Annotated in this window: 26 protein-coding genes; 8 read left to right on the forward strand and 18 right to left on the reverse strand. The window is 59.3% G+C overall.

Going from position 1 to position 26174, the window contains the following annotated elements:
* Nucleotides 1–11: 11 nt before the first annotated feature.
* From BM069_RS01750 to BM069_RS01790, 9 genes are all read right to left on the reverse strand, one after another.
* Complete coding sequence (locus BM069_RS01750) at nucleotides 12–437, reverse strand: paraquat-inducible protein A (protein ID WP_093321211.1); 426 nt, start codon at nucleotides 435–437, stop codon at nucleotides 12–14.
* 189 nt (nucleotides 438–626) lie between these two features.
* Nucleotides 627–1016, reverse strand: a complete 390-nt coding sequence (locus BM069_RS01755; RefSeq protein WP_093319491.1) for a hypothetical protein — start codon at nucleotides 1014–1016, stop codon at nucleotides 627–629.
* Between the two features lie 86 nt (nucleotides 1017–1102).
* Nucleotides 1103–1849 carry an ABC transporter ATP-binding protein gene (locus BM069_RS01760; protein ID WP_093319494.1) on the reverse strand — a complete coding sequence of 249 codons (747 nt, stop codon included), beginning with the start codon at nucleotides 1847–1849 and terminating at the stop codon, nucleotides 1103–1105.
* Nucleotides 1846–2631 (reverse strand): MlaE family ABC transporter permease, encoded by a 786-nt coding sequence (locus tag BM069_RS01765; RefSeq protein WP_093319496.1) that lies wholly within the window; start codon nucleotides 2629–2631, stop codon nucleotides 1846–1848. Before BM069_RS01765 ends, BM069_RS01760 begins: the two co-directional genes overlap by 4 nt.
* Nucleotides 2628–3665 carry an alanine racemase gene (alr, locus tag BM069_RS01770; protein ID WP_093319499.1) on the reverse strand — a complete coding sequence of 346 codons (1038 nt, stop codon included), beginning with the start codon at nucleotides 3663–3665 and terminating at the stop codon, nucleotides 2628–2630. The genes BM069_RS01765 and alr overlap by 4 nt, the downstream gene beginning before the upstream one ends.
* Nucleotides 3666–3794: 129 nt before the next feature.
* Nucleotides 3795–5285: a replicative DNA helicase gene (locus tag BM069_RS01775; protein ID WP_093319501.1), complete on the reverse strand. Its 1491-nt coding sequence runs from the start codon at nucleotides 5283–5285 to the stop codon at nucleotides 3795–3797.
* A gap of 240 nt (nucleotides 5286–5525) precedes the next feature.
* Complete coding sequence (locus tag BM069_RS01780) at nucleotides 5526–6206, reverse strand: orotate phosphoribosyltransferase (protein ID WP_093319504.1); 681 nt, start codon at nucleotides 6204–6206, stop codon at nucleotides 5526–5528.
* 25 nt (nucleotides 6207–6231) lie between these two features.
* Nucleotides 6232–7275 carry a dihydroorotase gene (pyrC, locus tag BM069_RS01785; protein WP_093319507.1) on the reverse strand — a complete coding sequence of 348 codons (1044 nt, stop codon included), beginning with the start codon at nucleotides 7273–7275 and terminating at the stop codon, nucleotides 6232–6234.
* Between the two features lie 59 nt (nucleotides 7276–7334).
* Nucleotides 7335–8279 carry a phosphoadenosine phosphosulfate reductase gene (locus BM069_RS01790; protein WP_093319509.1) on the reverse strand — a complete coding sequence of 315 codons (945 nt, stop codon included), beginning with the start codon at nucleotides 8277–8279 and terminating at the stop codon, nucleotides 7335–7337.
* Nucleotides 8280–8470: 191 nt separating this feature from the next.
* On the opposite strand from BM069_RS01790, the gene BM069_RS01795 reads away from it, so the two are divergent.
* From BM069_RS01795 to BM069_RS01825, 7 genes are all read left to right on the forward strand, one after another.
* Nucleotides 8471–9379 (forward strand): AAA family ATPase, encoded by a 909-nt coding sequence (locus tag BM069_RS01795; RefSeq protein ID WP_093321214.1) that lies wholly within the window; start codon nucleotides 8471–8473, stop codon nucleotides 9377–9379.
* A 60-nt stretch (nucleotides 9380–9439) separates the two neighbouring features.
* Nucleotides 9440–10699 (forward strand): vWA domain-containing protein, encoded by a 1260-nt coding sequence (locus BM069_RS01800; protein WP_093319513.1) that lies wholly within the window; start codon nucleotides 9440–9442, stop codon nucleotides 10697–10699.
* Between the two features lie 62 nt (nucleotides 10700–10761).
* Nucleotides 10762–11730: an XdhC family protein gene (locus BM069_RS01805; RefSeq protein WP_093319515.1), complete on the forward strand. Its 969-nt coding sequence runs from the start codon at nucleotides 10762–10764 to the stop codon at nucleotides 11728–11730.
* Nucleotides 11727–12740, forward strand: coding sequence for a molybdopterin-binding protein (locus tag BM069_RS01810; protein WP_093319517.1), 1014 nt, complete (start codon nucleotides 11727–11729; stop codon nucleotides 12738–12740). Before BM069_RS01805 ends, BM069_RS01810 begins: the two co-directional genes overlap by 4 nt.
* A gap of 168 nt (nucleotides 12741–12908) precedes the next feature.
* Nucleotides 12909–13394: a (2Fe-2S)-binding protein gene (locus BM069_RS01815; protein ID WP_093319520.1), complete on the forward strand. Its 486-nt coding sequence runs from the start codon at nucleotides 12909–12911 to the stop codon at nucleotides 13392–13394.
* A 111-nt stretch (nucleotides 13395–13505) separates the two neighbouring features.
* Nucleotides 13506–15869 carry a xanthine dehydrogenase family protein molybdopterin-binding subunit gene (locus tag BM069_RS01820; RefSeq protein ID WP_093319523.1) on the forward strand — a complete coding sequence of 788 codons (2364 nt, stop codon included), beginning with the start codon at nucleotides 13506–13508 and terminating at the stop codon, nucleotides 15867–15869.
* A gap of 13 nt (nucleotides 15870–15882) precedes the next feature.
* Nucleotides 15883–16668 (forward strand): FAD binding domain-containing protein, encoded by a 786-nt coding sequence (locus BM069_RS01825; protein WP_093319526.1) that lies wholly within the window; start codon nucleotides 15883–15885, stop codon nucleotides 16666–16668.
* 99 nt (nucleotides 16669–16767) lie between these two features.
* Here the strand turns inward: BM069_RS01825 and BM069_RS01830 are convergent, their stop codons facing one another.
* From BM069_RS01830 to infC, 4 genes are all read right to left on the reverse strand, one after another.
* A complete protein-coding gene (locus BM069_RS01830) occupies nucleotides 16768–17304 on the reverse strand; it encodes a hypothetical protein (protein ID WP_093319529.1) in 537 nt (178 codons plus the stop codon).
* A gap of 63 nt (nucleotides 17305–17367) precedes the next feature.
* On the reverse strand, nucleotides 17368–17904 hold the full coding sequence (locus tag BM069_RS01835; protein ID WP_139216117.1) for a hypothetical protein: 537 nt from the start codon (nucleotides 17902–17904) through the stop codon (nucleotides 17368–17370).
* A 129-nt stretch (nucleotides 17905–18033) separates the two neighbouring features.
* A complete protein-coding gene (locus tag BM069_RS01840) occupies nucleotides 18034–18633 on the reverse strand; it encodes an SAM-dependent methyltransferase (protein ID WP_093319534.1) in 600 nt (199 codons plus the stop codon).
* 67 nt (nucleotides 18634–18700) lie between these two features.
* The gene (gene infC, locus BM069_RS01845) at nucleotides 18701–19246 is read right to left on the reverse strand and encodes a translation initiation factor IF-3 (RefSeq protein WP_093319537.1); all 546 of its coding nucleotides are present in this window, start codon (nucleotides 19244–19246) and stop codon (nucleotides 18701–18703) included.
* Between the two features lie 198 nt (nucleotides 19247–19444).
* Here infC and BM069_RS19605 point away from each other — a divergent pair, with 198 nt between their 5' ends.
* On the forward strand, nucleotides 19445–20077 hold the full coding sequence (locus tag BM069_RS19605; RefSeq protein WP_139216118.1) for a hypothetical protein: 633 nt from the start codon (nucleotides 19445–19447) through the stop codon (nucleotides 20075–20077).
* Between the two features lie 118 nt (nucleotides 20078–20195).
* On the opposite strand, the gene BM069_RS01850 is transcribed toward BM069_RS19605, so the two are convergent.
* From BM069_RS01850 to BM069_RS01875, 5 genes are all read right to left on the reverse strand, one after another.
* Nucleotides 20196–22079, reverse strand: a complete 1884-nt coding sequence (locus tag BM069_RS01850) for a DUF3604 domain-containing protein (RefSeq protein WP_244503498.1) — start codon at nucleotides 22077–22079, stop codon at nucleotides 20196–20198.
* 255 nt (nucleotides 22080–22334) lie between these two features.
* Nucleotides 22335–23183, reverse strand: coding sequence for a ferredoxin--NADP reductase (locus tag BM069_RS01860; protein ID WP_093319544.1), 849 nt, complete (start codon nucleotides 23181–23183; stop codon nucleotides 22335–22337).
* 120 nt (nucleotides 23184–23303) lie between these two features.
* Complete coding sequence (locus BM069_RS01865) at nucleotides 23304–23711, reverse strand: DUF934 domain-containing protein (protein WP_093319547.1); 408 nt, start codon at nucleotides 23709–23711, stop codon at nucleotides 23304–23306.
* Entirely contained in the window at nucleotides 23708–24505 is a 798-nt protein-coding gene (locus BM069_RS01870) for a phosphoadenylyl-sulfate reductase (RefSeq protein ID WP_093319549.1), read from the reverse strand. Before BM069_RS01870 ends, BM069_RS01865 begins: the two co-directional genes overlap by 4 nt.
* Complete coding sequence (locus tag BM069_RS01875) at nucleotides 24495–26162, reverse strand: nitrite/sulfite reductase (RefSeq protein WP_093319552.1); 1668 nt, start codon at nucleotides 26160–26162, stop codon at nucleotides 24495–24497. The genes BM069_RS01870 and BM069_RS01875 overlap by 11 nt, the downstream gene beginning before the upstream one ends.
* Nucleotides 26163–26174 lie beyond the last annotated feature (12 nt).

Raw genomic sequence — 26174 nt, forward strand, 5'->3', positions numbered from 1 at the left:
GTTTTGGACCACTAACGCTTGCGCGTCAAATGGCTAATCGCGAGAGAGGCCAGAATGCAGCCGGTGAAGAGATACAGACCATATGCTGTTTCGACTTTCACATAGCCTGCGCCTTTGACGATGACGATGTAGAGCGCGATCAAAAAAACGTCTGCCATCGCGAGTTTGCCGAGAACTTCCAACACTGGCAGGACTTTACGGCGCAGCAGGCCGAATTGAATCAGGGCGATGCCGATGACTTTTACATAAGGCGCGAAAATCGCGAAGAAGGTCACGAGGAGCGCGAGACCGACATCGGTTTGCCACAGTGATTGCAGGCCGGAAATGACGGAGATTTCCGAAAGGCCAAAGATCGGCAAGATGCCCGCTCGCATCAGGGGGGCAAACCAGGCGATGGGGAAGGCGATCAGCAGGGCAAGGTTGGCGAAGCGGAGCAAATTGGACATGACAGTAGAGCTAGGGCGTTTTGCACACGCTCGCAAGTTTTGCGGGCGAATCGGGTGTTAACATTCTGAGAATGCGGGATTTTTGGAGAGCTGCAAAACGTCGGTATCACGTCGGTATTGCGTCGGTGCGATTTCGGGTTCGGACAGATGTGAACGCAGCGCGCGTTGCGAGTGCGAAGGTCAAATGGAATAGCTGAGCTGCGAAAGGACGAGGAAAGAAAATGCCGCAAGAGCCCAGAGAATCGCGGCAGATATGGTTGTCCACTTGCCACGAAGGCCTGCGGGCCAGCGGACCCACGACAAGATGTGGATGATCAGCAGCAGGAAGGCCACGCCGAGGGTTGCAGCTTCGGCGGCGGCGCCCGATGGCATCCAAGTGATGTCGGGCAACTCCAGACCGAGGTCATAGCGAAATTCAAACATCAACATCGTGAGGAGGAGTGCAATGAGCAAAAACAGAGTCCCAGACAGCAGGGGACGTGTTCTGAGCAAAACAGCCGCTGTCGCAAGTGTCATTGTTGCGGCGATGATCGGACCAAAAAGCGTGAAAAAGGCCAGTAGTAGGAACATGGAATCCTCCGTTTGGGAGAGGGTAGCATGCGATGTCCGCGATTGCCTCACATTCGTGGCGGTTGGCCCATCGGCAGTGATGCGTGCTAGCGCACTGCCTCGATCGGGCCGTCGGCACTGCCGGAGATGAATTGTGTGAGATACGGATCACCCGAGGCGTCCATCTGCGCCACAGGGCCGGTCCATTGGATCACCCCGCCGTGCAGCATGGCGACATTGTCTGCAATGGCCCTCACAGACGTCATGTCGTGGGTGATTGTCATGGCGGTGGCGCCCATTTCCGTGACGATCTCGCGGATCAAATCGTTGATGACGCCGGACATGATCGGATCAAGGCCCGTTGTGGGTTCGTCAAAGAAGATGATCTCGGGCTCGGCGGCAATGGCGCGGGCGAGGCCGACGCGTTTTTGCATGCCGCCTGACAGTTCCGACGGGAAGAGGTCGGCCACATCCGGCGTCAGGCCAACGCGGCGCAGTTTTTCCACGGCGATTTCGCGGGCTTCTTGTTTGGGGCGCTTGAGGCTGCCGCGCAAGAGGCGGAAGGCGACGTTTTGCCAGACAGGCATGGAGTCAAAGAGCGCGCCGCCTTGGAACAACATGCCAAAGCGGGCGAGGAAGGCGTCGTGGTCGCCCATGGTGGCGTCTTTGCCATCAACAAGGATGGTGCCTTGTTCCGGGGTCACGAGGCCAAGCACGGATTTGAGAAGCACAGATTTGCCGGTGCCAGAGCCGCCGATGATCACCATGGAGGTGCCTTTGGCGATCTTCAGATTGACGCCTTGCAGCACCTTCTTGGGGCCGAACGATTTATGGACGTTGTCGAAGGTGATCATGTGGCGAAAAACAGCGATGTGAGCAGGAAGTTGGCGGCAAGGATCAGCACGGCAGCGGCTTGCACGGAGCCTTTGGTGGCCTGACCGACGCCCTGCGCGCCGCGGCCGGAGTGCATGCCGAAGTAGCAGCCCATCAGTGCGGCAATGCCGCCGAAGGCTGCGCCTTTGACCAAGGACGACAGGATGTCGTTGAATTGCAGGAAGTCCACTGTGTTGCGGATGTAGGTCGCGGGGTTGAAACCGAGTTGTTCGGTGGCGACCGCAAAGCCGCCGTAGATGCCGATGATGTCGCCGATGCCCACCAGAACCGGCACCACAAGGATGGCGGCGATGAAGCGAGGCACGACGAGATATTTCAGCGGGTCCGTGGACAGGGTTGTGAGCGCGTCGATCTGCTCGGTGACTTTCATCGTGGCGATTTCGGCGGCGATGGAGCTGGTGACGCGGGCGGCGACCATCAGGCCGACCAGCACGGGACCAAGTTCGCGCACCATGCCGATGGCGACGATCTGCGGCACGACGCTTTCGACAGAAAACCGCGAGGAGCCGTCATAGATTTGCAGGGCCAGCGCGCCGCCGGTAAAGATGGCGGTCATGCCGACAACCGGCAGCGACAGCCAACCGATGTTGAAAATGGCGGTCAGGAATTCGCGGCCATAAAACGGCGGGCGCAGCATGTGGCTTAGGGTTTGTGCGAAAAAGATCGCGAAGCGGCCCACCATGGAGAGCAGCGCCAGAGTCTGGCGCCCGATCAGGGCAAAGGGGGCAAGCAGCGCATTCATGCGCTTTTGTAGCGGCGGTAGTAGCGCGCGCCAAGCGACGTCAGGATTTCATACCCAATGGTGCCAGCGGCGTCGGCCACAGAATCGACCGACTGGTGTTGGCCCAGAAGCTCGAGAGTCTTGGGTTCTTGCGGCGCGTCGGTGACATCGACCGTGATCAGGTCCATAGAAACGCGGCCAATGACCGGACAGCGGGTGTCTTCGGCAAAGACATCAATGCCGGCGCTCATAGCGCGGATGAGCCCGTCTGCATAGCCCGCGGAAATTGTGGCGACGCGGCTGTCGCGTTCAGCCATCCAGCTATTGGCGTAGCCGACGGTTTCGCCCGCGGCCACGTCGCGGATTTGGATAACCGGAACGGACAGGCCAACAACGGGTGTCGCCTCAACAAAGGGCATACCGCCGTAAAGGCCAACGCCAGGGCGAGTGAGGTCGAAGTGGTAATCGCTGCCCAGAAGGATGCCACCGGTGGCGGCGAGGCTGCGGGGCACCGAGATGCCGTCGGTCAAACGCTTGAAGGTGGCAAGTTGTTGCGGGTTCATCGGGTGCTCGGGCTCGTCCGCGCAGGCGAGGTGCGACATCACCAGCGAGGGTTTGCGCGCCAGAACGGTTTCAGCGACGGCGGCCCATTCGGGTTCTTCCAGACCAAGGCGGTTCATACCCGTATCGAGTTGAATGCCAAAGGCGTGGTTGGGCAGCGCCTCAAGGTGGCGCACGATCTGGTCGATCGAGTTCAGCATCGGTGTGAGCTGCATGTCGGAGATCATGTCAGTGTCGCCGGACATGTGGCCCGCAAAGACGTTGATTTCCGGTTTTGGGCCAATGGCTTGGCGCAACTCGGCGCCTTCTTCGGCGACCGCAACAAAAAAGCGGGTTACACCTGCGCGCATCAAGGCGCGGGCCACACGGTCGGCGCCGAGACCATAGCCGTCGGCTTTGACCACGGCGGCGGTTTGCGCGGTGCTGAGGGCATCAAGGGCGCGCCAATTGGTCGTCAGCGCATCAAGGTCGATCGTCAAAGTCGCAGTAGCCATGGGGCGTTTGTTGTAGCTCTGTGAAATAGGGTCAAGGGGAAAGCGAGAAACAGGCGCAGAGGAGCGGAGTTTTTGTGGAAAATACACGGTGTGCTGGCATGTGTCGGCAGAGGCTCACGGGCCGGGACGTCAGAACTCGCTGTCATCCCCGTCGTTTTGCCATGGCTGCACAAGGTTGCCAAAGCGTGTGAAGCGGCCTTCAAAGCTGAGATCGACAGTGCCGATGGGGCCGTGACGCTGTTTGCCGAGGATCACTTCGGCGCGGCCATGCAGCCGTTCCATGCGTTCCTGCCACGCGGCCATTTCGTCGAGTTTCTCGTCGGAGGGTTTTTCACGTTCCACATAATATTCCTCGCGGAACACGAACATGACCACGTCGGCGTCCTGTTCAATGGAGCCTGATTCCCGCAGGTCAGACAGCTGCGGGCGTTTGTCGTCGCGGCTTTCCACGGTCCGGCTCAGCTGGGACAGGCCAATCACGGGGATGTTGAGTTCCTTGGCGATGGCCTTCATGCCCATCGAAATTTCGCCGATCTCCTGAACCCGGTTGTCGGCGGTGCCGCGGCAGAGTTGCAGATAGTCGATGATCAAAAGGTCCAGACCATGGGTGCGTTTCAGGCGACGGGCACGGGCGGCGAGTTGGGCAATGGGCAGGGCAGGCGTGTCGTCGATATAAAGAGGGCAGGCTTCGAGCGATTTGGCGGCTTCGACAAAACGGCGGAATTCGGCCTCGGTCATGTCCCCTTTGCGGATCTGTTCGGAGGGGATTTCTGCGGCCTCTGAGAGAATACGCGCGGCAAGCTGTTCGGCGCTCATTTCCAAGGAGTAGAAGCCGACAACGCCGCCTTCGACCGCGCCTTCAGAGCCGTCGGGTTTGATGCCCTTTTTGTAGGCTTTGGCGACGTTAAAGGCGATGTTGGTGGCGAGCGAGGTTTTCCCCATCGAAGGGCGACCAGCGAGGATCAAGAGGTCCGAAGGGTGCAGGCCGCCGAGTTTTTTGTCGAGATCAATCAGGCCGGTGGAGATGCCTGCAAGACCGCCTTCGCGCTGATAGGCGGCGTTGGCGGTGTTAACAGCTTCGGTTACAGCCTTGAGAAAGCTCACAAAACCGCGTTCGGTCTGGCCTTGTTCCGATAGTTTGTAGAGCGCCTGTTCGGCCTCAACAATCTGCTCTTTGGGTTCCAGTTTGACGTCAGCCTTGCGCGCCTTGGTCGAGATGTTGTCGCCAAGACCGATCAGCTCGCGGCGGATCGCCATGTCGTAGATCATCTGCGCGTAGTCACGTGCAGCGAAGGCCGAAATGGCAGCACCAGCGAGGCGTGCGAGGTAGGCTGGGCCACCGAGTTCCTTGAGGCCTTCGTCGTCCTCAAGGAAGGCCTTGAGCGTCACCGGCGAGGCAAGGTTGTTTTTTGCGATGCGGGCGGCGGCAACTTCGTAGATGCGGGCATGCACGGGGTCATAAAAATGCTCTGCCGTGATCACAGAGGCCACGCGGTCGAAAATGTCGTTGTTGGTCAGAATTGCACCGAGAAGCTGCTGTTCGGCCTCAATCGAATGGGGCATCGGGTCTGCTTCGGCTGCCTCGGGGGCAGGAGCGTTGAGAGGTGCGATTTCGTTCATAACTGTCCCTGAGCCGGACGTTCTGGCGCCCGTGTTCTGAATCGGTGTTCTGGCCTGCGAAGTGATGCAATGCGTTCTAAGCTATGCCCTGCAGGCAGGGCAAACTGTATGTTTATGTGGAACGCCTGTGGATAACTTTGCCCGCCCTGATTTTGTCAGAGCGGGCAGGGATGCGTCAACATCTTGTGTCTGGGAGGCTGTTTTGGCCTGACAGACGTGGTCCATTTTTTGCCGGCGGGCTTAGGCGCCCTTGCGGGCTTCCTGCCATGCGCGCGGGTCGTTGAGGAATTTTTCAACTTCCGCGAGGGTCTCGGCAGAGAAGGCGTCCTGCGCGCGGGCTTCGGCCAGAACATCCCACCACGTGCAGAGATAGTGCAGGGCAACGCCGTGGTCGCCGAGGGTTTTTTCTGTCTCGGGGAAGATGTCGTAGTAGAAAATCACCGCCGTGTTGCCGCAGGTCGCGCCGGTTTCTCGGATCGCATCGACAAAGGAGAGCTTGGAGCCGCCATCGGTGGTGAGGTCTTCGACCAGCAGCACACGCTCGCCTTCGCTCATGGCGCCCTCGATGCGGGCGTTTTTGCCATAGCCCTTGGGCTTTTTGCGCACATAGGTCATCGGCAGCGCCATACGCTCGGCCACCAGTGCGGCGAAGGGGATGCCAGCGGTTTCGCCACCAGCAATGTTGTCGAACGCCTCAAAGCCCGCTTCGCGCATCACAGTGACGGTCATGAAGTCCATCAGCGTGGCGCGGATGCGCGGGAAGGAGATCAGTTTGCGGCAGTCGATGTAGCTTGGCGACGGCAGGCCTGAGGCCAGCGTGTAGGGCTCATCGGTGTTGAAGTTCACAGCGCCAATTTCCAGCAGCATACGAGCGGTCAGACGGGCGATTTCTTCTTTGGGCGGGAAAGCTGTGGGGATCATGGTGTGTCCTTTGGAAAGCAGGGCGTCAGCGGGCGACGGACCAGTGGATAGGGTAGCCGGGGTCAAAGACCGTGACGGGGCCGTTTTCGGTGTCGATTTTCTCGGGGAACTGAGTCGCGGTGTCGGATTTCACCAGCGTCAACTTGGCGTCGTTGACGGGCAGGCCGTAGAACGCCGGACCGTTGAGCGAGGCAAAGCCCTCCAGTTTGTCGAGAGCGCCGTCTTCTTCAAACAAATGCGCCAGAAGCGGCATGGTGTTGGTGGCTGTGAAGCAGCCGGCACAGCCACAGGCGGCGAGCTTGTCGCCATCCAGATGCGGCGCACTGTCAGTGCCAAGGAAGAAGCGTTTGTCGCCGGAGGTGGCCGCTTTGCGCAGGGCAATGCGGTGCTCTTCGCGTTTGGCGACGGGCAGGCAGTAGTAGTGCGGTTTGATCCCGCCCACGAGGATGTGGTTGCGGTTGATGATCAGGTGGTGCGTGGTGATCGTCGCGCCAAGGTCGCGGTCCTGCGATTTCACGTAGTCTGCCGCGTTGGCGGTGGTGATGTGTTCCATCACAACCCGCAGACCTGGGGTGGAGCGGCGGATCGGATCCAGCACACGATCAATGAACACTGCTTCGCGGTCGAAGATGTCGATGTCGTGGTCGGTGACTTCGCCATGGGTGCAAAGCGGCAGGCCGATCTCGGCCATTTTCTCGAGCACGGGGCGCACGTTTTCAAAATTACTCACGCCCGAGGCGGAGTTTGTGGTGGCGCCTGCGGGATAAAGTTTGACGGCCTTGACCAGACCGGACGCGTGCGCGGCGGCAACGTCTTCAGGATCGGTGTCCTCGGTCAGATAGAGCGTCATCAGCGGCGCAAAATCTGCGCCCTCGGGCAGGGCGGCAAGGATGCGGTCACGATAGGCCGCGGCCTGCGCACCAGTAACTACCGGCGGCACCAGATTGGGCATGATGATCGCGCGGCCAAAATCTCGCGCGGTTTCGGGCAGAACAGCGGCCAGCATCGCGCCATCGCGCAGATGCAGGTGCCAATCGTCGGGGCGGGCAATCGTCAGGCTTTGGGTCATGGGGGCCGATTACACAAAAGCGCGCGCGCAATCCAGCCCTGTTGCGTTCGCAGGGGGGATTAACTGGCGAGACGGCCTTCGTCAGCGGCCTGGACCAGCATGTCGAGCTTGCGCATAAAGCGGGGTTCGCGCAGGCGTTTGGCGACGTTGGCACAGAGTAGCGCCTTCATGTAGGGGCGCTTTTGGGTCTCGATGTCGCCAAGGAGGCGGTTGAGATAGCGCACATGATTGCGCCGCGCTCGAAAGAGTTTGTAAAATGCCTGCCTGTCGAGTTTGCCTGCGCCTGCTTTGGCCAGCATGCGGAATAGGATCTGCATTTCCAGCAAATGCGGTTCCGGCAGGGCGCCCAAACGCCGCGTTGGCAGAAGCTCCACGTTGCGGCGGCGGAAAAGTGCGGCATGCATGGCATCGAGGTCTTCGAGCGGATCGTAGATGATGAACGCCTTTTCGGCACCGCCCAGCATGTCAGGCGCATACCCATAGCGCCCTGCGAAAGATTTCCGCCGTCCGGCTGGAAAGCGGCGATCCCATCCGGCCAAGTCCGGGGCGAGGGTGGCTTGGGGTTTGACCGCGATCACTGTGGCACCAGGGGCCACAAGAGAAAACGCAGCCGCCGCGTAGCCACAGGTGCCCGCGCCGTAAAAAATCACCTGATCAAAATCGTCAAAGAAACCATCATCCGAAAGGCGGTCGAAATAGGCGATGACTTCGGGGTCGCGGTACCAAGTTTTGCCGTCACAGAGGACGCAAAGATGCGACCATCCCAATTCGCGGACGAGTTCCCACCCCAAAGGCTGTCCGGTATCGCCGCGTTGCTGGATGCTCTGCATGGTCTCAAACGTCACCAGCAAAACGGGTTTGTCTTCAATCAGCGTGGCGCAGTGGCGCGCGCCAAGTGGCTGGAAATGGCCGTGCTCTTCGGCAACGTCCTCGAGTTTGGCCAGCCATTCGGCCTTATTAAGGCCCAGCATCGGCGTGTCAAAGCCGTTGGGGGAATCCTGCATGCTCTCAATCCTTTGTACCCTGCGTTGCGGCCTAAACCGCCCGCGGTCACTTGTTATTGAGCAAAACCTAGCGGGGATTTGCGGCAAAAATTGGGAAGTGACGCGGCTTTCTACAACTTTTGTCGCGGGGGGGGGCGTATTGACCTTTGAGGGGCGTCATGTGCAGCCTGACGCTCAAAGGGGAGGTCGCAATGAGCAAGATGGAAAGCATCGATCAGGTGCAGGAAATGCTGTCGGGCGAGGGGTATGTCTGCGGGCGCGATCTGGCGACGGTGACGTTTCTGGCGTTGCGGCTGGGGCGGCCGATTTTCCTTGAGGGAGAGGCCGGCGTCGGCAAGACCGAAATTGCCAAGGCGATTGCCAGCGGGCTGGGGCGCGATCTGATCCGGCTGCAGTGTTACGAAGGACTAGACGCGGCGAGCGCGGTTTACGAATGGAACTTTGCGGCGCAAATGGTGGCGATCCGCACGGCGGAGGCCAGCGGTGGCGCGGACCGGAGTGCCTTGCAGGAAGAACTCTTCGGGCCCGACTATTTGGTGGAGCGGCCACTTCTCAAGGCGATGCGCCCTAACGAGCGCGGCGCACCGGTCTTGCTGATTGACGAGCTGGACCGCACGGATGAGCCGTTTGAGGCGTTTTTGCTGGAAGCGCTGAGCGACTTTCAGGTGACCATTCCGGAGATCGGCACCATCAAGGCGCCGGAACCGCCGATTGTGATTGTGACCTCCAACCGCACCCGCGAAGTGCATGACGCGCTGAAACGGCGGTGTCTGTATCATTGGGTCGACTATCCTGATTTCAACCGTGAACTGGAAATCCTGAAATCCCGCGCACCGGAGGCCGCCGAAGCGCTGAGCCGTGAGGTGGTGGCTTTTGTGCAGGCCCTGCGCACCGAGGATCTGTTCAAGAAACCTGGTGTGGCGGAGACCATTGACTGGGCCAAATGCCTGTTGGCGCTGGATGTGCTGACGCTGAGCCCCGAGGTGATTGCCGACACATTGGGCGCGGTGCTGAAATATCAGGATGACATTGCGAAATTGCAGGGCTCGGAGGCCAAGCGGTTGCTGGATGAAGCGCGGGCCACTTTGGAGCCTGCCTGATGTCTTTTTGTTCCCGAAATACCTCGGGGGGTGCGGGGGGCTGGCCCCCCGTCCAAAGCCATGCCTGAGTATCTGCCGCTCGACATTCCAGACGATCCCAAGCTGACGCAGAACATCACTTGGTTTGCGCGCGCTTTGCGCAAAGCAGGCTTACCGATTGGACCGGGACGGGTGATTGATGCGATCCGCGCGGTGGAGGCGGCAGGGTTCACGTCAAAGCGGGATTTTTACTGGACGCTTCACGCCTGTTTTGTGTCTCGGCCCGAGCACCGCACCGTGTTTTCACAGGTCTTTCGGCTTTACTGGCGCGATCCACGGTATCTGGAGCACATGATGGCGATGATGTTGCCGGCGGTGCGCGGCGTGCAGGAAGAACGCGCGGGCCAAGCCGGAGAAAAGCGCGCCGCGGAGGCCTTGCTGGACGGGGCCAACCGCGATGTGCCGGAGGCGGAGCAGGAAAGCGAGGAGGGCACCGAAATCGAGGTGGATGCCTCGATGACGATCTCGACCGAGGAAAAGCTGCGTACGCTGGATTTCGAGCAGATGAGCACGGATGAAATTGCGCAGGCCAAGCGCATGCTGGCGCGCATGACATTGCCGGTGGAGCCGATCAGATCGCGGCGCACCAAGGCCGACGCACGGGGCGCGCGGGCGGATTGGCGGGCGACGATGCGCAACTCGATGCGCCAAGGCGGGGAGTTGCAGGTCTTGGCGAAGAAAAGCCCGCGCATCCGTTGGCCGAACCTTGTGGTGATCTGCGATATTTCAGGCTCCATGAGCCAATACAGCCGAATGGTTTTGCATTTTCTCCATGCTGTTGCGAACACCAAGGGCGCCGGTTGGGCCCGTGTGCATGGGTTTACCTTTGGCACGCGGCTGACAAACATCACGCGACATCTGGCCACCAAAGACGTGGACGCGGCGTTGGCGGCGGCCGGAGCTGAGGCGCAGGATTGGGAAGGGGGCACGCGGATCGGCGAGTGCCTGCATGATTTCAATCGTGACTGGTCGCGGCGGGTCATGGGACAGGGCGCGGTGGTTCTGTTGATTTCGGACGGTCTTGACCGTGGCGAGCCCGAAGCGCTGGCAAAGGAAATGCAGCGGCTGCATTTGTCGAGCAAGCGGTTGATCTGGTTGAACCCGCTGCTGCGCTGGGAAGGCTTTGCCGCCAAGGCGCAGGGGATCAAGGCGATGCTGCCGCATGTGGACAGCTTCCGCGCAGGACATTCGATTGCCACCTTGGAAGAGTTGGCTGAGGCGATTTCGAGGCCGGATGATCTGGGAGAGAAGGCGCGGCTGATGGCTGGCATGGACGGGTGAGAACGGCTTGAGCTTTGCGTACGTGCGGCCCATCTTGCGGGCAAGGGATTTGGAGAAGACACATGGCTGACAGTTTGCAAGGCGCGCCGGAACTGGCGCTGGAATGGCACCGTGCCGGACGCGGCGCGGCTTTGGCCACGGTTGTTCAGACATGGGGCAGCGCGCCGCGAAGGGTGGGCGCTCAGATGGTGGTGTCTGGTGACGGCCAGCTTGAAGGCTCGGTGTCGGGCGGCTGTGTCGAAGGCGCGGTGATGCTGGAGGCCATGGAGAGCCTTGAGACGGGCAAAGGCACGTTGTTGGAATTTGGTGTCAGCGACGGGGATGCGTTTGCCGTGGGGCTGGCCTGCGGTGGCACGATCAAGGTTTTGGTGGAGCCTGTTGGTGCCGTCCTCAGCGAAGAGGTTCTGATGGAATTGGTGGCGGCGCGGGCGGCTCGTAAGGCGGTGGCTTATATCTGTGACGCGGAAACCGGGGGCGGCACTTTGACGTCGGAGGGGTTTGAAGAGCGCTTTCGCATGGATCGCTCGGGTGTTGAGGAAGACGGGCGGTTTGTGGCCATTCACAACCCGCCTTTGCGGATGGTTGTGGTCGGCGCGGTGCACATTGCACAGGCTTTGGTGCCGATGGCACGCATTGCGGGGTTTGATCCGATCATAGTGGACCCGCGCAGTGCGTTTGGGTCCGAGGCGCGATTTCCTGGCGAGACAATCGTGGATGAATGGCCGGATGAGGCAATGCAGCAGATCGAGCCGGATGCGCGCACGGCGCTGGTGCTTTTGACCCATGATCCGAAGTTGGACGATCCCGCGTTGCATATCGCATTGAAATCGAAGGTTTTCTATATCGGTGCGCTGGGCAGCACGCGAACCCATGGCAAGCGAGTTGAGCGGTTGACGGAGGCGGGGTTTTCGGACGCTGAGATTGCGCGCATTCACGGGCCGGTTGGGTTGGACATCGGAGCGGCATCGCCAAGCGAGATCGCGGTGTCGATCTTGGGAGAGACGGTGCGCGTGCTGAGGAAAGGCGCATGAAGTTCGGGCCGGTTCCCGTTGCAGAGGCCGCAGGCGCGGTGCTGGCGCATTCGCTTGAAGCAGGGCAGAGACCGTATGACCTGCAGATGTCGTATCGCATCCCGAAGGGGACTTTGCTGAATGCCGATCACATTCAGGATCTGATCGAGGAAGGGCACGATCAAATAACCGTCGCACGGTTGGAGGCGGGCGATGTGGCCGAAGACGCAGCAGCGGCGCGATTGGCGGCGGCTATGTTGGAAGGCGTTGCGCGCCTTCGGGCGACGGGCGCGGGTGCCGGGCGGGTGAACCTTTATGCCGAGGGCTGTGGTTTGATCCGCGTGGATGCGGAGATCATTCACAAGATCAACGCGGTGGACCCGATGATCACCATTGCCACAGTACCGGATTATCACCGCGTGGATGCGGGCGGGATGATCGCGACGATCAAGATCATTTCGTATGCGGTGAGTGAAGAGGCTTTGGCGGCGGCTTGTTCTTTGGCTTCGGGCGGGGTCAGCTTGTTGGCACCGGTGTATGGATCGGCAACGCTGGTAGAAACCACCATTGGCAAGCCGATGCCCGACAAAGGCTGGCGGGCCATGGTGGGGCGCGTGGAGCGTATGGGCATGATCATGACCGAACGCGCTCTGGTGGCGCATGAGGTCGCGCCGTTGGCGGAAGCGATTGCCGAAGCGCCGGGGGAAGTGGTCTTTGTGCTGACCGCCTCGGCCACCTCGGACGTGATGGATGTGGCACCGGAAGCGCTGCGGGCCGCGGGGGGTGTTGTGGAACGGTTCGGGATGCCGGTAGATCCGGGGAACCTGCTGTTTCTGGGCAAGCTGGGAGAAAAGCCGGTGATTGGCCTGCCGGGCTGTGCGCGCTCGCCTGCGCTAAATGGCGCGGATTGGGTGCTGGAGCGGGTGATTTGCGGGCTGGAGGTCCGCCACGCGGATATAGCAGGCATGGGCGTAGGCGGGTTGCTGAAGGAAATTCCGATCCGGCCAAGGCCTCGGGAAAAAGGCGTTTGATATCGTTGTAAGGGGGAGAGCGGCACGCTTGGCCTGCTCTCTCTGCACCCGCAGCTACGACCAATGTCTACACCCCTCAGGAGAAATGTCATAAAAACCTGCTTCCCCTGTGGCGGGTCGGCTGCTTTACTCTGAGCCAATGACAATAGCCAAAAACGGGAGGAGCCAATGTCACAGGTCAAGTTGACCGTGAATGGCAAGGAGATGTCTGGAGACGCCGAAGGACGCACCTTGCTGAGCACATTTCTCAGAGAAACTTTGGGCATGACCGGAACGCACGTAGGCTGTGACACCAGCCAGTGTGGTGCCTGTGTTGTGCATGTGGACGGGGTTGCTGTGAAATCCTGCACCATGCTGGCCATGGAAGCGGACGGAGCTGCGGTATCGACCATTGAAGGTCAAGCTGCGGATGACGGCACGCTGAACACATTGCAGCAGGCGTTTCAGGATCATCACGGGCTTCAGTGCGGGTTCTGCACGCCAGGTATGATCATGTCGGCTGCGGATCTGCTCAAGTCCAACCCCAAGCCAAGCGAAGCCGAAGTGCGCCATCACCTTGAGGGCAATATCTGTCGCTGCACGGGGTATCACAACATCGTCAAGGCGATCATGGCCGCAAGCGGTCAGGATGTGAGCAACATCGCAGCTGAATAAGACCTGTTCCCGCGCAGAGGAGGCGTGGGTGCGGATTTTATCGATCACGGCCAGCGGCGTGAGGCCAGTCAGAACGACTGAGGCCCGCCTTGGCCTATAGGGAGGAAAGACATGCCCAAAGACAGCGGCATCGGCGCCAGCCCCAAGCGGCGCGAAGATATCCGGTTCCTGAGTGGGACCGGCAATTACACCGACGACATGAACATCAACGGTCAGGCTTATGTGCATTTCCTGCGCTCTGACGTGGCGCATGGTCGGATCAAGTCGATCAATCTGGACGCGGCGAACGCCATGCCCGGTGTGGTCAAGATTTTCACCGGCGCGGATTTCGAAGGCGTGGGTGGCATCCCCTGTGGGTGGGAAGTGACCGACAAACATGGTCAGCCCATGCAGGAACCGGCACACCCCGTTCTGGCACAAGGCAAGGTGCGTTACGTAGGTGACCAAATCGCGGCTGTTGTGGCCGAGTCTGTAGAGCAAGCGCGGGATGCGGCGGAGGCCATTGAGGTCGACATTGAAGAACTGCCCGCTGTTGTGGACATGAAAGCCGCTCTGGAAGAGGGCGCAACCAAGGTTCACGACGATCTGACGTCTAACCTGTGTTACGACTGGGGCTTTGTTGAAGAGAACAAGCCAGCGGTTGAGGCGGCCTTTGCCGAAGCGGCGCACGTCACCACGCTGGAGCTGCGCAACAACCGTTTGATCGCCAACCCGATGGAGCCACGTGTGGCAATCGGTGATTTCGAGCGTGCCAGCGGTAACTCGACGCTGTTCACCACCAGCCAGAACCCGCACGTGATCCGTCTTTTGATGGGTGCGTTTGTTCTGGGCATCCCCGAGCACAAGCTGCGGGTTGTGGCCCCTGATGTGGGCGGTGGCTTTGGCACCAAGATTTTCCACTATGCCGAAGAAGCCTTCTGTACCTTCGCAGCCAAGGCGCTGAACCGTGCGGTCAAATGGACCTCCACACGCTCTGAGGCGTTTATCTCGGATGCACATGGACGGGACCACGTGACCACCATTCAGTTGGCGCTGGATGCGGACAACAACTTTACTGCGGTGCGTACTGACACACACGCCAACATGGGTGCTTATCTGTCGACCTTTGCGCCGTCGGTTCCGACATGGCTGCATGGCACGCTGATGGCGGGCAACTATAAGACACCACTGATCTATGTGAACGTCAAAGCTGTGTTCACCAACACCGTGCCTGTGGACGCATACCGTGGCGCTGGGCGTCCGGAGGCGACCTATCAGTTGGAACGTGTGATTGACAAAGCTGCGTTGGAGTTGGGTGTGGACCCGATTGCGCTGCGTCGTCAGAACTTTATCACCGAGTTCCCCTATGCCACGCCTGTGGCGGTGGAATATGACACCGGCGATTATCACGGCACTATGGATGCGCTGGAGAAGATGGTCGATCTGTCCGGCTTTGAAGCGCGTCGCAAGGAGAGCGAGGCGCGGGGCAAACTGCGCGGCTTTGGTGTGAACTGCTATATCGAGGCTTGCGGCATCGCGCCGTCTAACCTTGTTGGGCAGCTTGGCGCACGTGCCGGTCTTTATGAGAGTGCCACCGTGCGCGTGAACGCCACCGGTGGTCTGGTTGTGATGACCGGTTCGCACAGCCACGGGCAAGGGCATGAGACGGCCTTCCCGCAGGTGATTGCCGAAATGATCGGGATCGATGAAAGCATGGTCGAGATCGAGCATGGCGACACCGACAAGGCTCCGATGGGCATGGGCACCTATGGCTCACGTTCGCTGGCTGTTGGTGGCTCTGCCATGGTGCGGGCAACCGAGAAGATCATCGCCAAGACCAAGAAGATCGCCGCCCACTTGCTTGAGGCCGCTGAGGCGGACATCGAGCTTAAGGATGGTGCGTTCTCGGTCGCGGGTACGGACAAGTCCGTGGCCTGGGGGGATGTGACGCTGGCTGCTTATGTGCCGCACAACTATCCGCTGGAGGACATTGAACCCGGTCTGGAAGAGACAGCGTTCTATGATCCTGCCAACTTTACCTATCCGTCGGGTGCTTATGCCTGTGAGGTTGAAGTGGATCCCGAGACCGGCAAAGTCACCATCGAGTCGTTTAACGCGGCTGATGACTTTGGCAACATCGTGAACCCGATGATCGTTGATGGTCAGGTACATGGTGGTATCGGTCAGGGCATCGGTCAGGCTTTGCTTGAAAACGCCTCTTATGACGAGAACGGTCAGCTGCTGAGCGCGTCCTACATGGATTACGCGATGCCGCGCGCTTCTGATGTGCCGTTTTATGGTGTGGATCATTCCAGCCAAACACCGTGCACGCACAACCCGTTGGGTGTGAAGGGCTGTGGTGAGGCCGGCGCGATTGGTTCGCCACCTGCCGTTGTGAACGCTGTGGTGAACGCGTTGCGTTCGGGTGGGCATGACATTACCCATATCGATATGCCAGTGTCGCCGCAGCGCGTCTGGCAGGCCATGCAGGGCTGAGGGAGGAATAGCTATGTATAACTTCGAGTTTGAGAAACCCTCGACCACTGCCGACGCGGTTGCCGCGCTGGCGGATGAGGACGCATCGGCGCTGGGCGGAGGGCAGACGCTTCTGCCGACCATGAAGCAGCGTTTGGCCAGCCCGAGCAAGGTTGTCAGCCTGACCGGTATTTCCGAAATGCAGGGTGTCTGTATGGGCGATGACGGTTCGGTCTGTATTGGTGGCGCGACCACCCATGCGGCCGTGGCGGCGGGGGCTTCGGCCTATCCGGCGCTGGCGGCTTTGGCCGGTGGCATTGGTGATCCCGCGGTGCGTGCCCGTGGCACAGTTGGCGGCTCGCTTGCCAACAATGACCCTGCGGCCTGCTATCCTGCGGGTGCGCTGGGTTCTGGTGCAACGATTGTGACCAATGCGCGGGAAATCGCGGCGGATGATTACTTTCAGGGCATGTTCACCACAGCGCTCGACGAAGGTGAGATCATCACCGAGGTGCGGTTCCCTGTGCCGGAGGCGGCGAACTATCAGAAGTTCGAACAGCCTGCGTCACGGTTCGCCTTGGTTGGCGTCTATGTGGCCAAATACGCGGACGGTGTGCGCGTGGCGGTGACGGGTGCGTCTGAGGAAGGCGTGCATCGCTGGACCGCAGCCGAAGAAGCGCTGTCGGCGAACTTCTCGGCGGATGCGGTGCCAGCAGCGCCGGGCGCGGATGGTATGATTGCCGATCTGCACGGCACTGCCGAGTATCGCGCGCATCTGGTGGCGGTGCTGACCAAGCGCGCCGTGGCTGCGGCAAGCTGAGCCTTAAGGGCAGCGCCCATATGGGCGCTGCCTGCGGCGCAGGTATTTATGGCAATAGGAAGGGGCGGGGCGTATGCGCCGCCCTTTTTTGTTGTCGATTTAGAGAGCCTGAGCAGGCGTGATGTCGTGGATGGACGCCGTTATCGGGCGGCGGAAGTCCCCTCTGGTTTCGGACACGATTTTCTGGAACCACGGAAAAACAAATTTGGACAGATTCAGATCGTCTAGCGGCTGGTGCAAGGCAACCTGCCGACCCCATTTGGGGTCGGTTTCCCAAATTAGATAACGGTCCATTTCGGTGTTTGTGACGATTGGCCAGAGCTGATCGATCGTGTCGTTCAATGCTTGAACAGGTTCGGGCGCGTCTGACGACATATTGGCTGCGTCAAAGGCAAAAACGCGAAACGAGAAAGCCGGATCGTCCAGAAAGATTCCTATGTGCAGCCTTTGGGCAGCGTCAGGGAGTCCCGTTTTGAACATATCGGAAAAGGCGTCGCGCACCGCTGGGAAAAAGGCATCCATACGGTCCGTAAGAAAGTCTTCGAACGCGATTAGAAGCTCTGCCTCTTGCCCGCTGCCTGTTGGGGGTGCGGTCCTGTCTGGCGCGGTAAACAGGGACTTCAGCCACTGGATCATGGTTGTCAATTCTTGTTCAAAAGGAAAAGTTCAGAGGCCGCAAACGCATCTCAGTCGATTTGCCTAGAAGGTCTCCATACAGTCCTGCGCGCGGTTGATCGCGTTCTGGGGGGTTTTGAGTTTGACCGTGACAGCATGGGCCGTGTCATTGAAGGCAATGAATTCGCGGGCTTCGACGAGGTCGGCGGTGAACTTTGGATTGTCAAAAACGATGTAGCCGCCTTTGAGTCCGCCAGACAATGTCCGCGATACGGTGGTCGAGCTGCCCACATAGAGGTTGCCATTTAACGAGATTACGATCTCGTGCTCGCCCTCTGCAGGCTCATAGTTTTTTACAAAGGCGCCAAGGTATCCGGCGTCCAGCATCTGCGTCAAACCCGCCTGGACCACGCTGTTTTCGCTGCGCCATTCGATGAAGCAAGATTGGCGCGTCGAGTTCTTGAAGATGGTCCAGTATTTGGCTTTCCAGAAGGTTTCGATGGCGTCACCCTTTGTAGGCAGGACATTGTCGTCCGCGGCGAAACCGGGCGAGGTGGTCAACATCATGATGCCTGCTGCCATTGCGGCGAGAATTGTTTTGTATGCTCTTGGTTTTTTCATTGGCCTGAAATTCCTCAGTAAACGCGGCGCGGTTTGATCGCCTTGATAAACGTGTCGACTTTGGTGGTGTGTGGTCAGGCTAAGAGAAAGGCCGTGTTGTGTCTATTGTCGGCTTGGGACAAGGGCCAGCTATTCAGGCTTCCGTGCCACGAAATCAATCAGAGCTGACATGCCGGAGTGGCCGCGGCCTTCCTGGACTTCGCGTTCGTAGGCGCGGCACTCAAGAATTTCCCAGCCGACAAAGGCGGCGCGCAGGATGACGTCGGTGTACATGTTTTCACGAAATGGCGGGCCGCCGGTGCCAAATTCCAGCTGTTCGGGCGTGTAGCCGTGCAGCATGACGAGGCCGCCGGGTTTTGTCGCCTCTTTCATCCGCTGGAATTGAATGCGGCGATCGTCGGGGCCGACGAACTGGACAAAGATGCCAGCCACGAGGTCATAGGTTTGCGCGGGCCATGGATCACGCAGCACGTCGGTTTGGCGGATGTCGAGGGAAACGCCTTTGGCTTTGGCTAGCGCATGGGCGCGGGAGATGGCTGTGGGGGCGAATTCGAGGGCGCTTACAGATAGGCCCTTTTGCGCCATGTAGACAGAATTGCGGCCCTCGCCATCTGCGACAGAGAGTGCGGTGTGCCCTGCGGTCAGGTATTGGTCGTGGTCGAGAAGAAACTGGGCAGGGGCGGTGCCGAAAACGTAGTCATCGGAGCCTGAATAACGCTCTTCCCACATAGGACACTCAAATCATTTTGGACAAAGAAAAACCCCCGCTCAAATCTGGGCGGGGGCTTGGGAATGCTTATTTGGGAAGCGGGCCGATCATCATGATCATTTGCCGACCTTCCATCTTTGGCATGTTTTCAACCTTGCCGGTTTCCTTGATGTCTTCGGCCACCCGTTCCAGCAACTCGCGGCCGAGGTTTTGGTGCGCCATTTCGCGGCCACGGAATCGCAGGGTGATTTTCACCTTGTCGCCGTTTTCGAGGAACTTGAACACATTGCGCATTTTCACGCCGTAGTCATGCACGTCCGTGTTGGGACGGAACTTGACCTCTTTGACCTCGATCGTCTTCTGCTTTTTGCGGGCTTCAGACTCGCGCTTCTGCTGTTCATATTTGAACTTGCCGAAGTCCATGATCTTACACACGGGCGGGTTCGCGTTCGGAGAGATCTCTACGAGGTCGAGACCAGCATCATTGGCCATGGACATGGCTTGAGCTGGGGATACGACGCCGACGTTTTCGCCTTCTGCACCGATCAGCCGGATTTCCGGGGCGCGGATACGTTCGTTGACACGGGGGCCGGTATCGCGCTGGGGCGGTGCGTTGTGGGGTCTGCGGGCTATGGTTTTGTTCCTTCAATAGCGGATGTGTATGCGGCAGCAATTTATTCGCGGTTTACCGCCGTTACAACAGCCGATTTGCGCGGGATTGAGCCATTTGTTGCCAATTTCCCCCTAGAGACTCGCCAGAAAGCCGTCGCATGTGGATCCTATGAAAGCCGGGAAGGGTTAACCGGGCAGGAAGCAAGGGAGTTTTTGCTTATGAAGAATCTGATTGTAGTGATTGTTTTGGTCGCGGCGGCAGCTGTGGCGTATTTTGTATTTACCGGTCAAGAAGCGGAAGAACCTTCTGCGATGAAGGACGCGATGTCCGACGCCGCTGAGGCCGTAACCGAGGCTGCTGAGAGCGCGGTCGAGGCGGCTGGCGACGCCGCCGAAGAGGCTGGCGCAGCGGTGGAGGCTATGACTGAGGCCGCGGAAGGTGCCGTTGAGGCGACGACCGAGGCAGTGGAAGGCGCAGCGGATGCAGCCACCGAAGCCGCAGAGGGTGCAGTAGAGGCGGCCACCGAGGCGGCAAGTGACGCCGTTGAGGGCGCAAGCGACGCTGTTGAGGGTGCAACCGATGCGGTGACAGAGGCTGCCACCGAAGCCGCCGAAGGCGCGACAGAAACCGCAACCGAGGCCGTTGAAAGCGCCACCGAAGAGGCTGGCAGCATGATGGATCTGCTGACACCTGAAGGCTTTGATTTTGACAAGGTCGTAGAGATTGTGGACGGCTCCGATCTGGACCCGCTGAAGAAAACCACGCTGAAGACCGCCTTGGAGAGCGCGAAGGACAATCCTGAGCTGCTGTCGTCTGTTCTGGACCAGATCAAAGGCGCGCTGGGTCTGTAAGGACTGCGTGTTGAGAATAAGGCGCCCCTGACCGCGAGGTTGGGGGCGTTTTTGTTTGGGGCGAATCCTGTGCGGTGCCGATGGCGATTTTTGGCCAGCAAGCGCACGCGACGAACGTTCAGTTGTTCGGTGTGTACCAAATAGGAGAGGTGTATGCGCGTTCTTGCGTTGTCATTGTGACATCTGACGCCATTTCGACCCCGTATTTAACCGCATCGTACGCAGTCCATCTTGGAGTTGGGATTTCTATCACGCGGGCATAGTAGAAAGCGAGTTCTGTGGGGTCGAAGTCCGGGTCGGTCCAAACAGTTCCCAGCTCTGACGCGCCTATCGTGTTTGTCCAGGATGGAATGGACAAATCGACCGTGCTTCCAACAGGTGGCAGCTTACCATCCTTGCCAGCGCTTCTATCTCCCCCCCATGCCACGTCATAGACTTTTTCTTTGGTTTCACCGGTGTCTGCATCGATCCAACCTTTGACAATCTGGATACGGTCAAGGTTTGCGCCAACGGGGTCGCGTAAAGAATAGACCAAAAAGTCCGGTGCCTCGCCTGCTGCGACGGTAAGGTCACCGCCCATCGGCACGCCTCCACTGTAGCCGATCCGTGCGAGATCGCGCCGTGTCATAGCGTCTTTGGAATAGTCCCCACCGAAGAAACGGACGGTCATGCGCGGACCTGTGGTGCCGTATGCCTCCCGACGTTCCATCGCGTCGAAAATGGATGTGCGTGTGTTTTCCTGTGCCCACACCGCGGTTAGGCCTGCGGCATTGTAGCCCCAACCGTAGTAGGCGACGTCGCCATTGGAAAAGGATTTTCCGACGTGGCTAGCGCGTTTTGCGCTCGGCTCGTAGGCTGTGTGTTTGCCAAAAAAGTTGTCTTCCGCGACGGCTGACAAGGCAGTGTGGGTGTCTGTGGCCGCGCTTGCCCCGAATTTATAGGGATTTACCCCAAGCTCCGCTTGAAGAGCGAGGCCGCGCAACAGTCCAGACCGTGCATACTCTCCCGGCAACATCTCCGGTGTTTTAGGAACAGTGGCATCAAGATTGCCAAAATCCCATGTCTCGAAATCGGCAAACTCATCTTCTGTCGACAAGAATGGGTGCGCCTCCCCATCGCCTTTAATTTGTGACCATTCATAGAGCGGTTCCCACTTCGCGCGGGCTTCAGCATAGGCGCGGTCCAGCGGCGGCTTGCCGTCTACAAAGTCATCAACCAATGAAAACACCCAACCATTGGACAGGTTGCCATTGTGCGCAATCGCGAGGGCGTCACCGCCCGTAGTGTCCTCAAAATTCTGAAGCCAGGCATAGAGGTCACGCGGATTGGATGAGCCTATCGGCGGCGTGGTTGTATAGGGCAGTATCTTGCGCGCGACGTCAGGCCCATCGCGCAGGATCACATTGCGATGAAGGTTGTTGCCTTGGACAAGTGAAGTCCATTCGAAAGCGATGAAAGTCGTAAAAACACCGGGATTGTTAAACTCTTCCGCGGCATCAATAATCTCGCCCCAGACTGTCGCAAATGCCGGATTTCCGGGTTGATAATTGAGCGCGGGGGAGACCGTACCTTGAGCAAAACTTGCAATCAGTTGTTGCATGGCTCGCAGGGCTTCTTCGCCGCCGGCATTGAAGGCATTGTGCATCGCGAGGCCTTGCTCATCGGCCAGAATGTTGGGGGCGCCCGAAATAATGTCTGTGATTGCTCCCATCGCGTCGGAATGATCAGTAACCATGTAAAAATCAAAAGGACGAAACAGTTTTACGGGTTGTCCAGTGTTTGATGTTACCTGTTCACCGCGCGCAAACCGATACGCGTCGCGCGGCATCAAGCGTGTTCCACCGCCGCCCGCATCTGCTGATAGTCCAGTATGTACGTGGGTGTCCCCAAAAAACACATGCTCTGGATAGGCGCGATCTGCGTAGGGCGAATAAGCTCGCCCTTTTAGAACCGTATTGCTGGCGTCAGGTGGTGTGACTTGCGCAACGGGTGCCGTCCCCATGATCAACGCCGTGCACAGTGTTAGAAACGAAATCCGCATATTGGAAATTCCTCGTGTTTCAAAACTGGTCTAAAAACCTGATTGTATCCAGCCAAACGGCCCAAAGCCACCACTTCATAAAAGACGGCTTTGTCCGTAAAATTGACTTTGGTTTGCATCGTGGCCCTGATTTGGTCCCGCTCGTCCAATCGCGCGCCGCAAACAAAAGTGCCCCCGATCATGGATCGAGAGCACTTGAACAGTTTTTCGTAAGTCTCAGTCGAGGAACGCTTTTTCCACCACGTACTGCGCGGGTTTGGAGTTAGCGCCTTCTTCCAGGCCAGCCGCTTCCAGCATGTCCTTGAGCTCTAAGTTGAACGCCAGGTTGCCGCAGATCATCGCGCGGTCGTTTTGCGGGCAGAGCGGCTCCACGCCGAGGTCTTTGTAGGCTTCGCCGGAGTTGATCAGGTCGGTGATCCGGCCCATCTTGGCGCTCTCTTCGCGGGTGGTGGTCGGGTAGTATTTGATCTTCTTCCAGAAGCCTTCGCCGATCACCTCGTTCAGAAGCTCGTCTTCCTTGAGGGACTCAATGATGTTGCGGCCGTAGATCAACTCGTCCGCCTGACGGCAGGTGTGGGTGATGATGATCTCGTCGTAATCTTCATAGGTTTGCGGTTCGCGCAGCAGCGAGGCAAAAGGGGCAAAGCCGGTGCCGGTGGCAAAGAACCACATGCGTTTGCCGGGGATCAGGGCGTCATGCACTAGCGTGCCGACGGGTTTGGGCTTGAGGAAGATCTCGTCGCCCACCTTGATGTGCTGCAGCTTGGAGGTCAGAGGACCGTCCTGCACTTTGATCGAGTAGAACTCCAGCTCTTCGTCCCAGCTGGGCGAGGCGATGGAGTAGGCGCGCAGCAAGGGAACCTGTTTGCCGGTTTTGGGGTTCACGTCGCCCATCAGGCCAATCATCACAAATTCACCCGAGCGGAAACGCAGCGACGCAGGGCGCGTGCATTTGAACGAGAACAGACGGTCGGTGTAGTGCTTCACCTCGGTTACGGTCTCGGTGTTGGGCAGTTTCGGGGCCTTGGCGGCGGGCGCTGTTGTCACGGGAGTTTGCTCGTTCATGTCACATCTCGGGCAGGAGTAACCCTTGCCACTCATCTAGCAGGTTCGGGTCGCATTTAAAGGAATATCGGCAATGCGACATTGACATAACGCAAGGTCGCATAAGGTTTTTGCGATGTGTCAGCCGCGCATCCGCGACTGATAGTCATGCGCTTGCCAGTCGGCGCGGAAAGTCCATTCGCTTTCGGGCTGGCGTTTTGCCAGATCTTCAGAGATTTCCACCTCGTCAAAACCAACGCGGCGCGCCATGGCGTATTGATCGGAAATCACGTGGCCACGTGCGCGCAGGCGGCCGGTGTAGCCATTGAGGCGCAGGTGGCGGGCGATGGTGAAGCCACGGCCGTCCGCAAAAGACGGAAAGTCGATGCGGATCATTTCCACTCCGGACAGTTTGTCGGCCAAGCTGGCGGGGTCGGTGTCAGATGGCACATCCAGCGCGTTCACGTCGTTTGCGACTTCGTTAAGCGGCACAAAGACCCCTGCGAAATCATCTGCGCCAAAGCCGGTATCGGTTACAATCACACTCATGCTTTTTCTCCTGAACGCACCATTTTGCCGTTTTCAAAATGAATGCCACATTCTTCTTTGTTCTGTCCGCGCCACCGGCCCGAGCGGGGGTCTTCTCCGTCCGCCACCTTGGATGTGCAGGGGGCACAGCCGATGGACGGGTAGCCCTGAGCCACCAGCGGGTGACGGGGCAGGCGGTTCTCAATCATATAGGCCTGAACATCTTCAGGCGCCCAATGGGCCAGCGGGTTGACCTTGATGCGGCCGGTGAAGTCTTCGACCTCAAAAAATTCCAGCGCGGCGCGGGTGCCGGATTGAAACCGTTTGCGCCCCGTGATCCAGCCGTCATAGCCGCGGAGCGCCTTTTGCAGCGGGCGGGTTTTACGCAGGGAGCAGCAGGCGTCGGTGTCGCGTTGGTGCAACGTGTCGTCGTTGTCCTCGGCGGCGATGCTGGCGTCGGAGGCGCGAATGACCTGCACGTTTGTTAGATGCAGGCGTTCGGCCAGTTCCTGTTGATAAACCAGTGTCTCGGTAAAAAGCATTTCGGTATCAACAAAAAGCACCGGGATGTTGCGATCGACAATGGCGGCCATGTGCAAAAGCACCACAGATTCCGCACCAAAGGACGACACTAGCGCCAGCTTGCCCGCCTGCGGATCGCGCAGGGCTGCGGCCATAACATCGGTGGCCGAGTGGTGCCGGTAGCGCGCATTGAGCGCGTCGACCTTGGCTTTGAGTGGATCCACGCGTTTCCCGTCCGGCGCGAGGCCGGTGATCAGGGGGGACTTGAGCGGGGATAGCCCGTCATGCTGCATTGGCCTGCGCCTCTGGGTAGAGGAAGGGTTTGAAAGCAGCCAGACCCAAACGTTTGTAGGCAGCGAGGAAGGTTTCCTCGGGCCCGTCGCGCAGTTCCAGATAGCCGTTGACCAGACGTTCGATGGCCGGAACGATCTCGTCATAGGCAAAGCCGGGACCGGCACGCTCGCCAATGGCTGCATCCCAAGTGGCGTCGCCGCCAAGGGTGATCTGGTAGTTTTCCACGCCTGCGCGGTCCAGACCCAAGATGCCGATGTGACCGACGTGGTGGTGCCCGCAGGCGTTGATGCAACCCGAGATCTTGACTTGCAGATGTCCGATGTCGTGCTCAAGCTTAAGCTCTTCGAAGCGCTCGGCAATCTTCTGGGCAACCGGAATGGAGCGCGCCGTGGCCAGTGCGCAATAATCCATGCCGGGGCAGGCGATGATGTCGCTGATCAGGCCGATGTTGGCAGTGTGCAGATCGGCCTCGCGCAGGGCGGCATAGATCGCGGGCAGGTCCGATTTGTGGACATGCGGCAGGATCACGTTTTGCTCGTGGCTGATGCGCAGCTCGTCATGGCCGTAGGTGCGGGCGATCTCTGCAAGGGTGCGCATTTGTGCGGAGGTGGCGTCCCCCGGGGTCTCGCCGTGCTTTTTCAGGCTGACGGTGACGATGGCGTAACCATCGACGCGGTGCGCGGCGAGGTTTGTGTCGGCCCAGCTGCGGAACATCGGGTTGGTGTCATAGGCGCTGTCAAATTCCACGGTGGGCGCGTTGCGGAAGGCAGGCGCGGCGAAGTGGGCTTTGATGTCTTCAAACAGCGCCTGATCCACGCCGGAGAACGTCGGGCGGATTTGTGCGAAGCGCTCGTCGACGCGGGCGCGGATGTCGTCAAGGCCATGCTCGTGCACGGTGATCTTGATGCGCGCCTTATACTTGTTGTCGCGGCGGCCGATCTGGTTCCAGACCGACACGGTGGCTTCGATGAAGGGCAGCAGGTCTTCGCGTGGCAGGAAGTCGTGCAGGATTTTCCCGATCATCGGGGTGCGGCCAAGGCCGCCACCTACGAGGATCTGGTAGCCCGTTTCACCTGCATCGTTTTTCACGATGCGCACGGCGAGGTCGTGGGCTTTCAGAACGGCGCGGTCCTGTGCGCCTGCGGAGACGGCGATTTTGAACTTGCGGCCCATGAACTGAAATTCCGGATGGTCGGTGGACCACTGGCGGATCAATTCGGCAACAGGGCGAGGGTCTTCGACTTCATCCGCGGCGGCACCGGCGAAGTGGTCGGCGGTCACGTTGCGGATGGTGTTGCCGGATGTCTGGATGGCGTGCATGCCAACCTCGGCCAGCGCGTCGAGCATATCCGGCACGTCGGTCAGCTTGGGCCAGTTGTATTGAATGTTCTGACGGGTGGTGAAGTGGCCGTAGCCCTTGTCCCATTTGTCAGCCAGCAGGGCGAGCGTGTCCATTTGGGCGCTGGATAGCGTGCCATAGGGGATCGCCACGCGCAGCATATAGGCGTGCAGTTGCAGATAGAGGCCGTTCATCAGGCGCAGGGGCTTGAATTCATCCTCGGTCAGGTTGCCGGCCACGCGGCGTTCTACTTGGGCGCGGAACTGGCGGTTGCGCTCTGCAAGGAAGGCTTTGTCGAAGTCGTTGTAATGATACATGGGTGCGCTCCT

The organism is Shimia haliotis (assembly GCF_900114415.1).
GTDB classification, from domain to species: Bacteria; Pseudomonadota; Alphaproteobacteria; order Rhodobacterales; family Rhodobacteraceae; genus Shimia; species Shimia haliotis.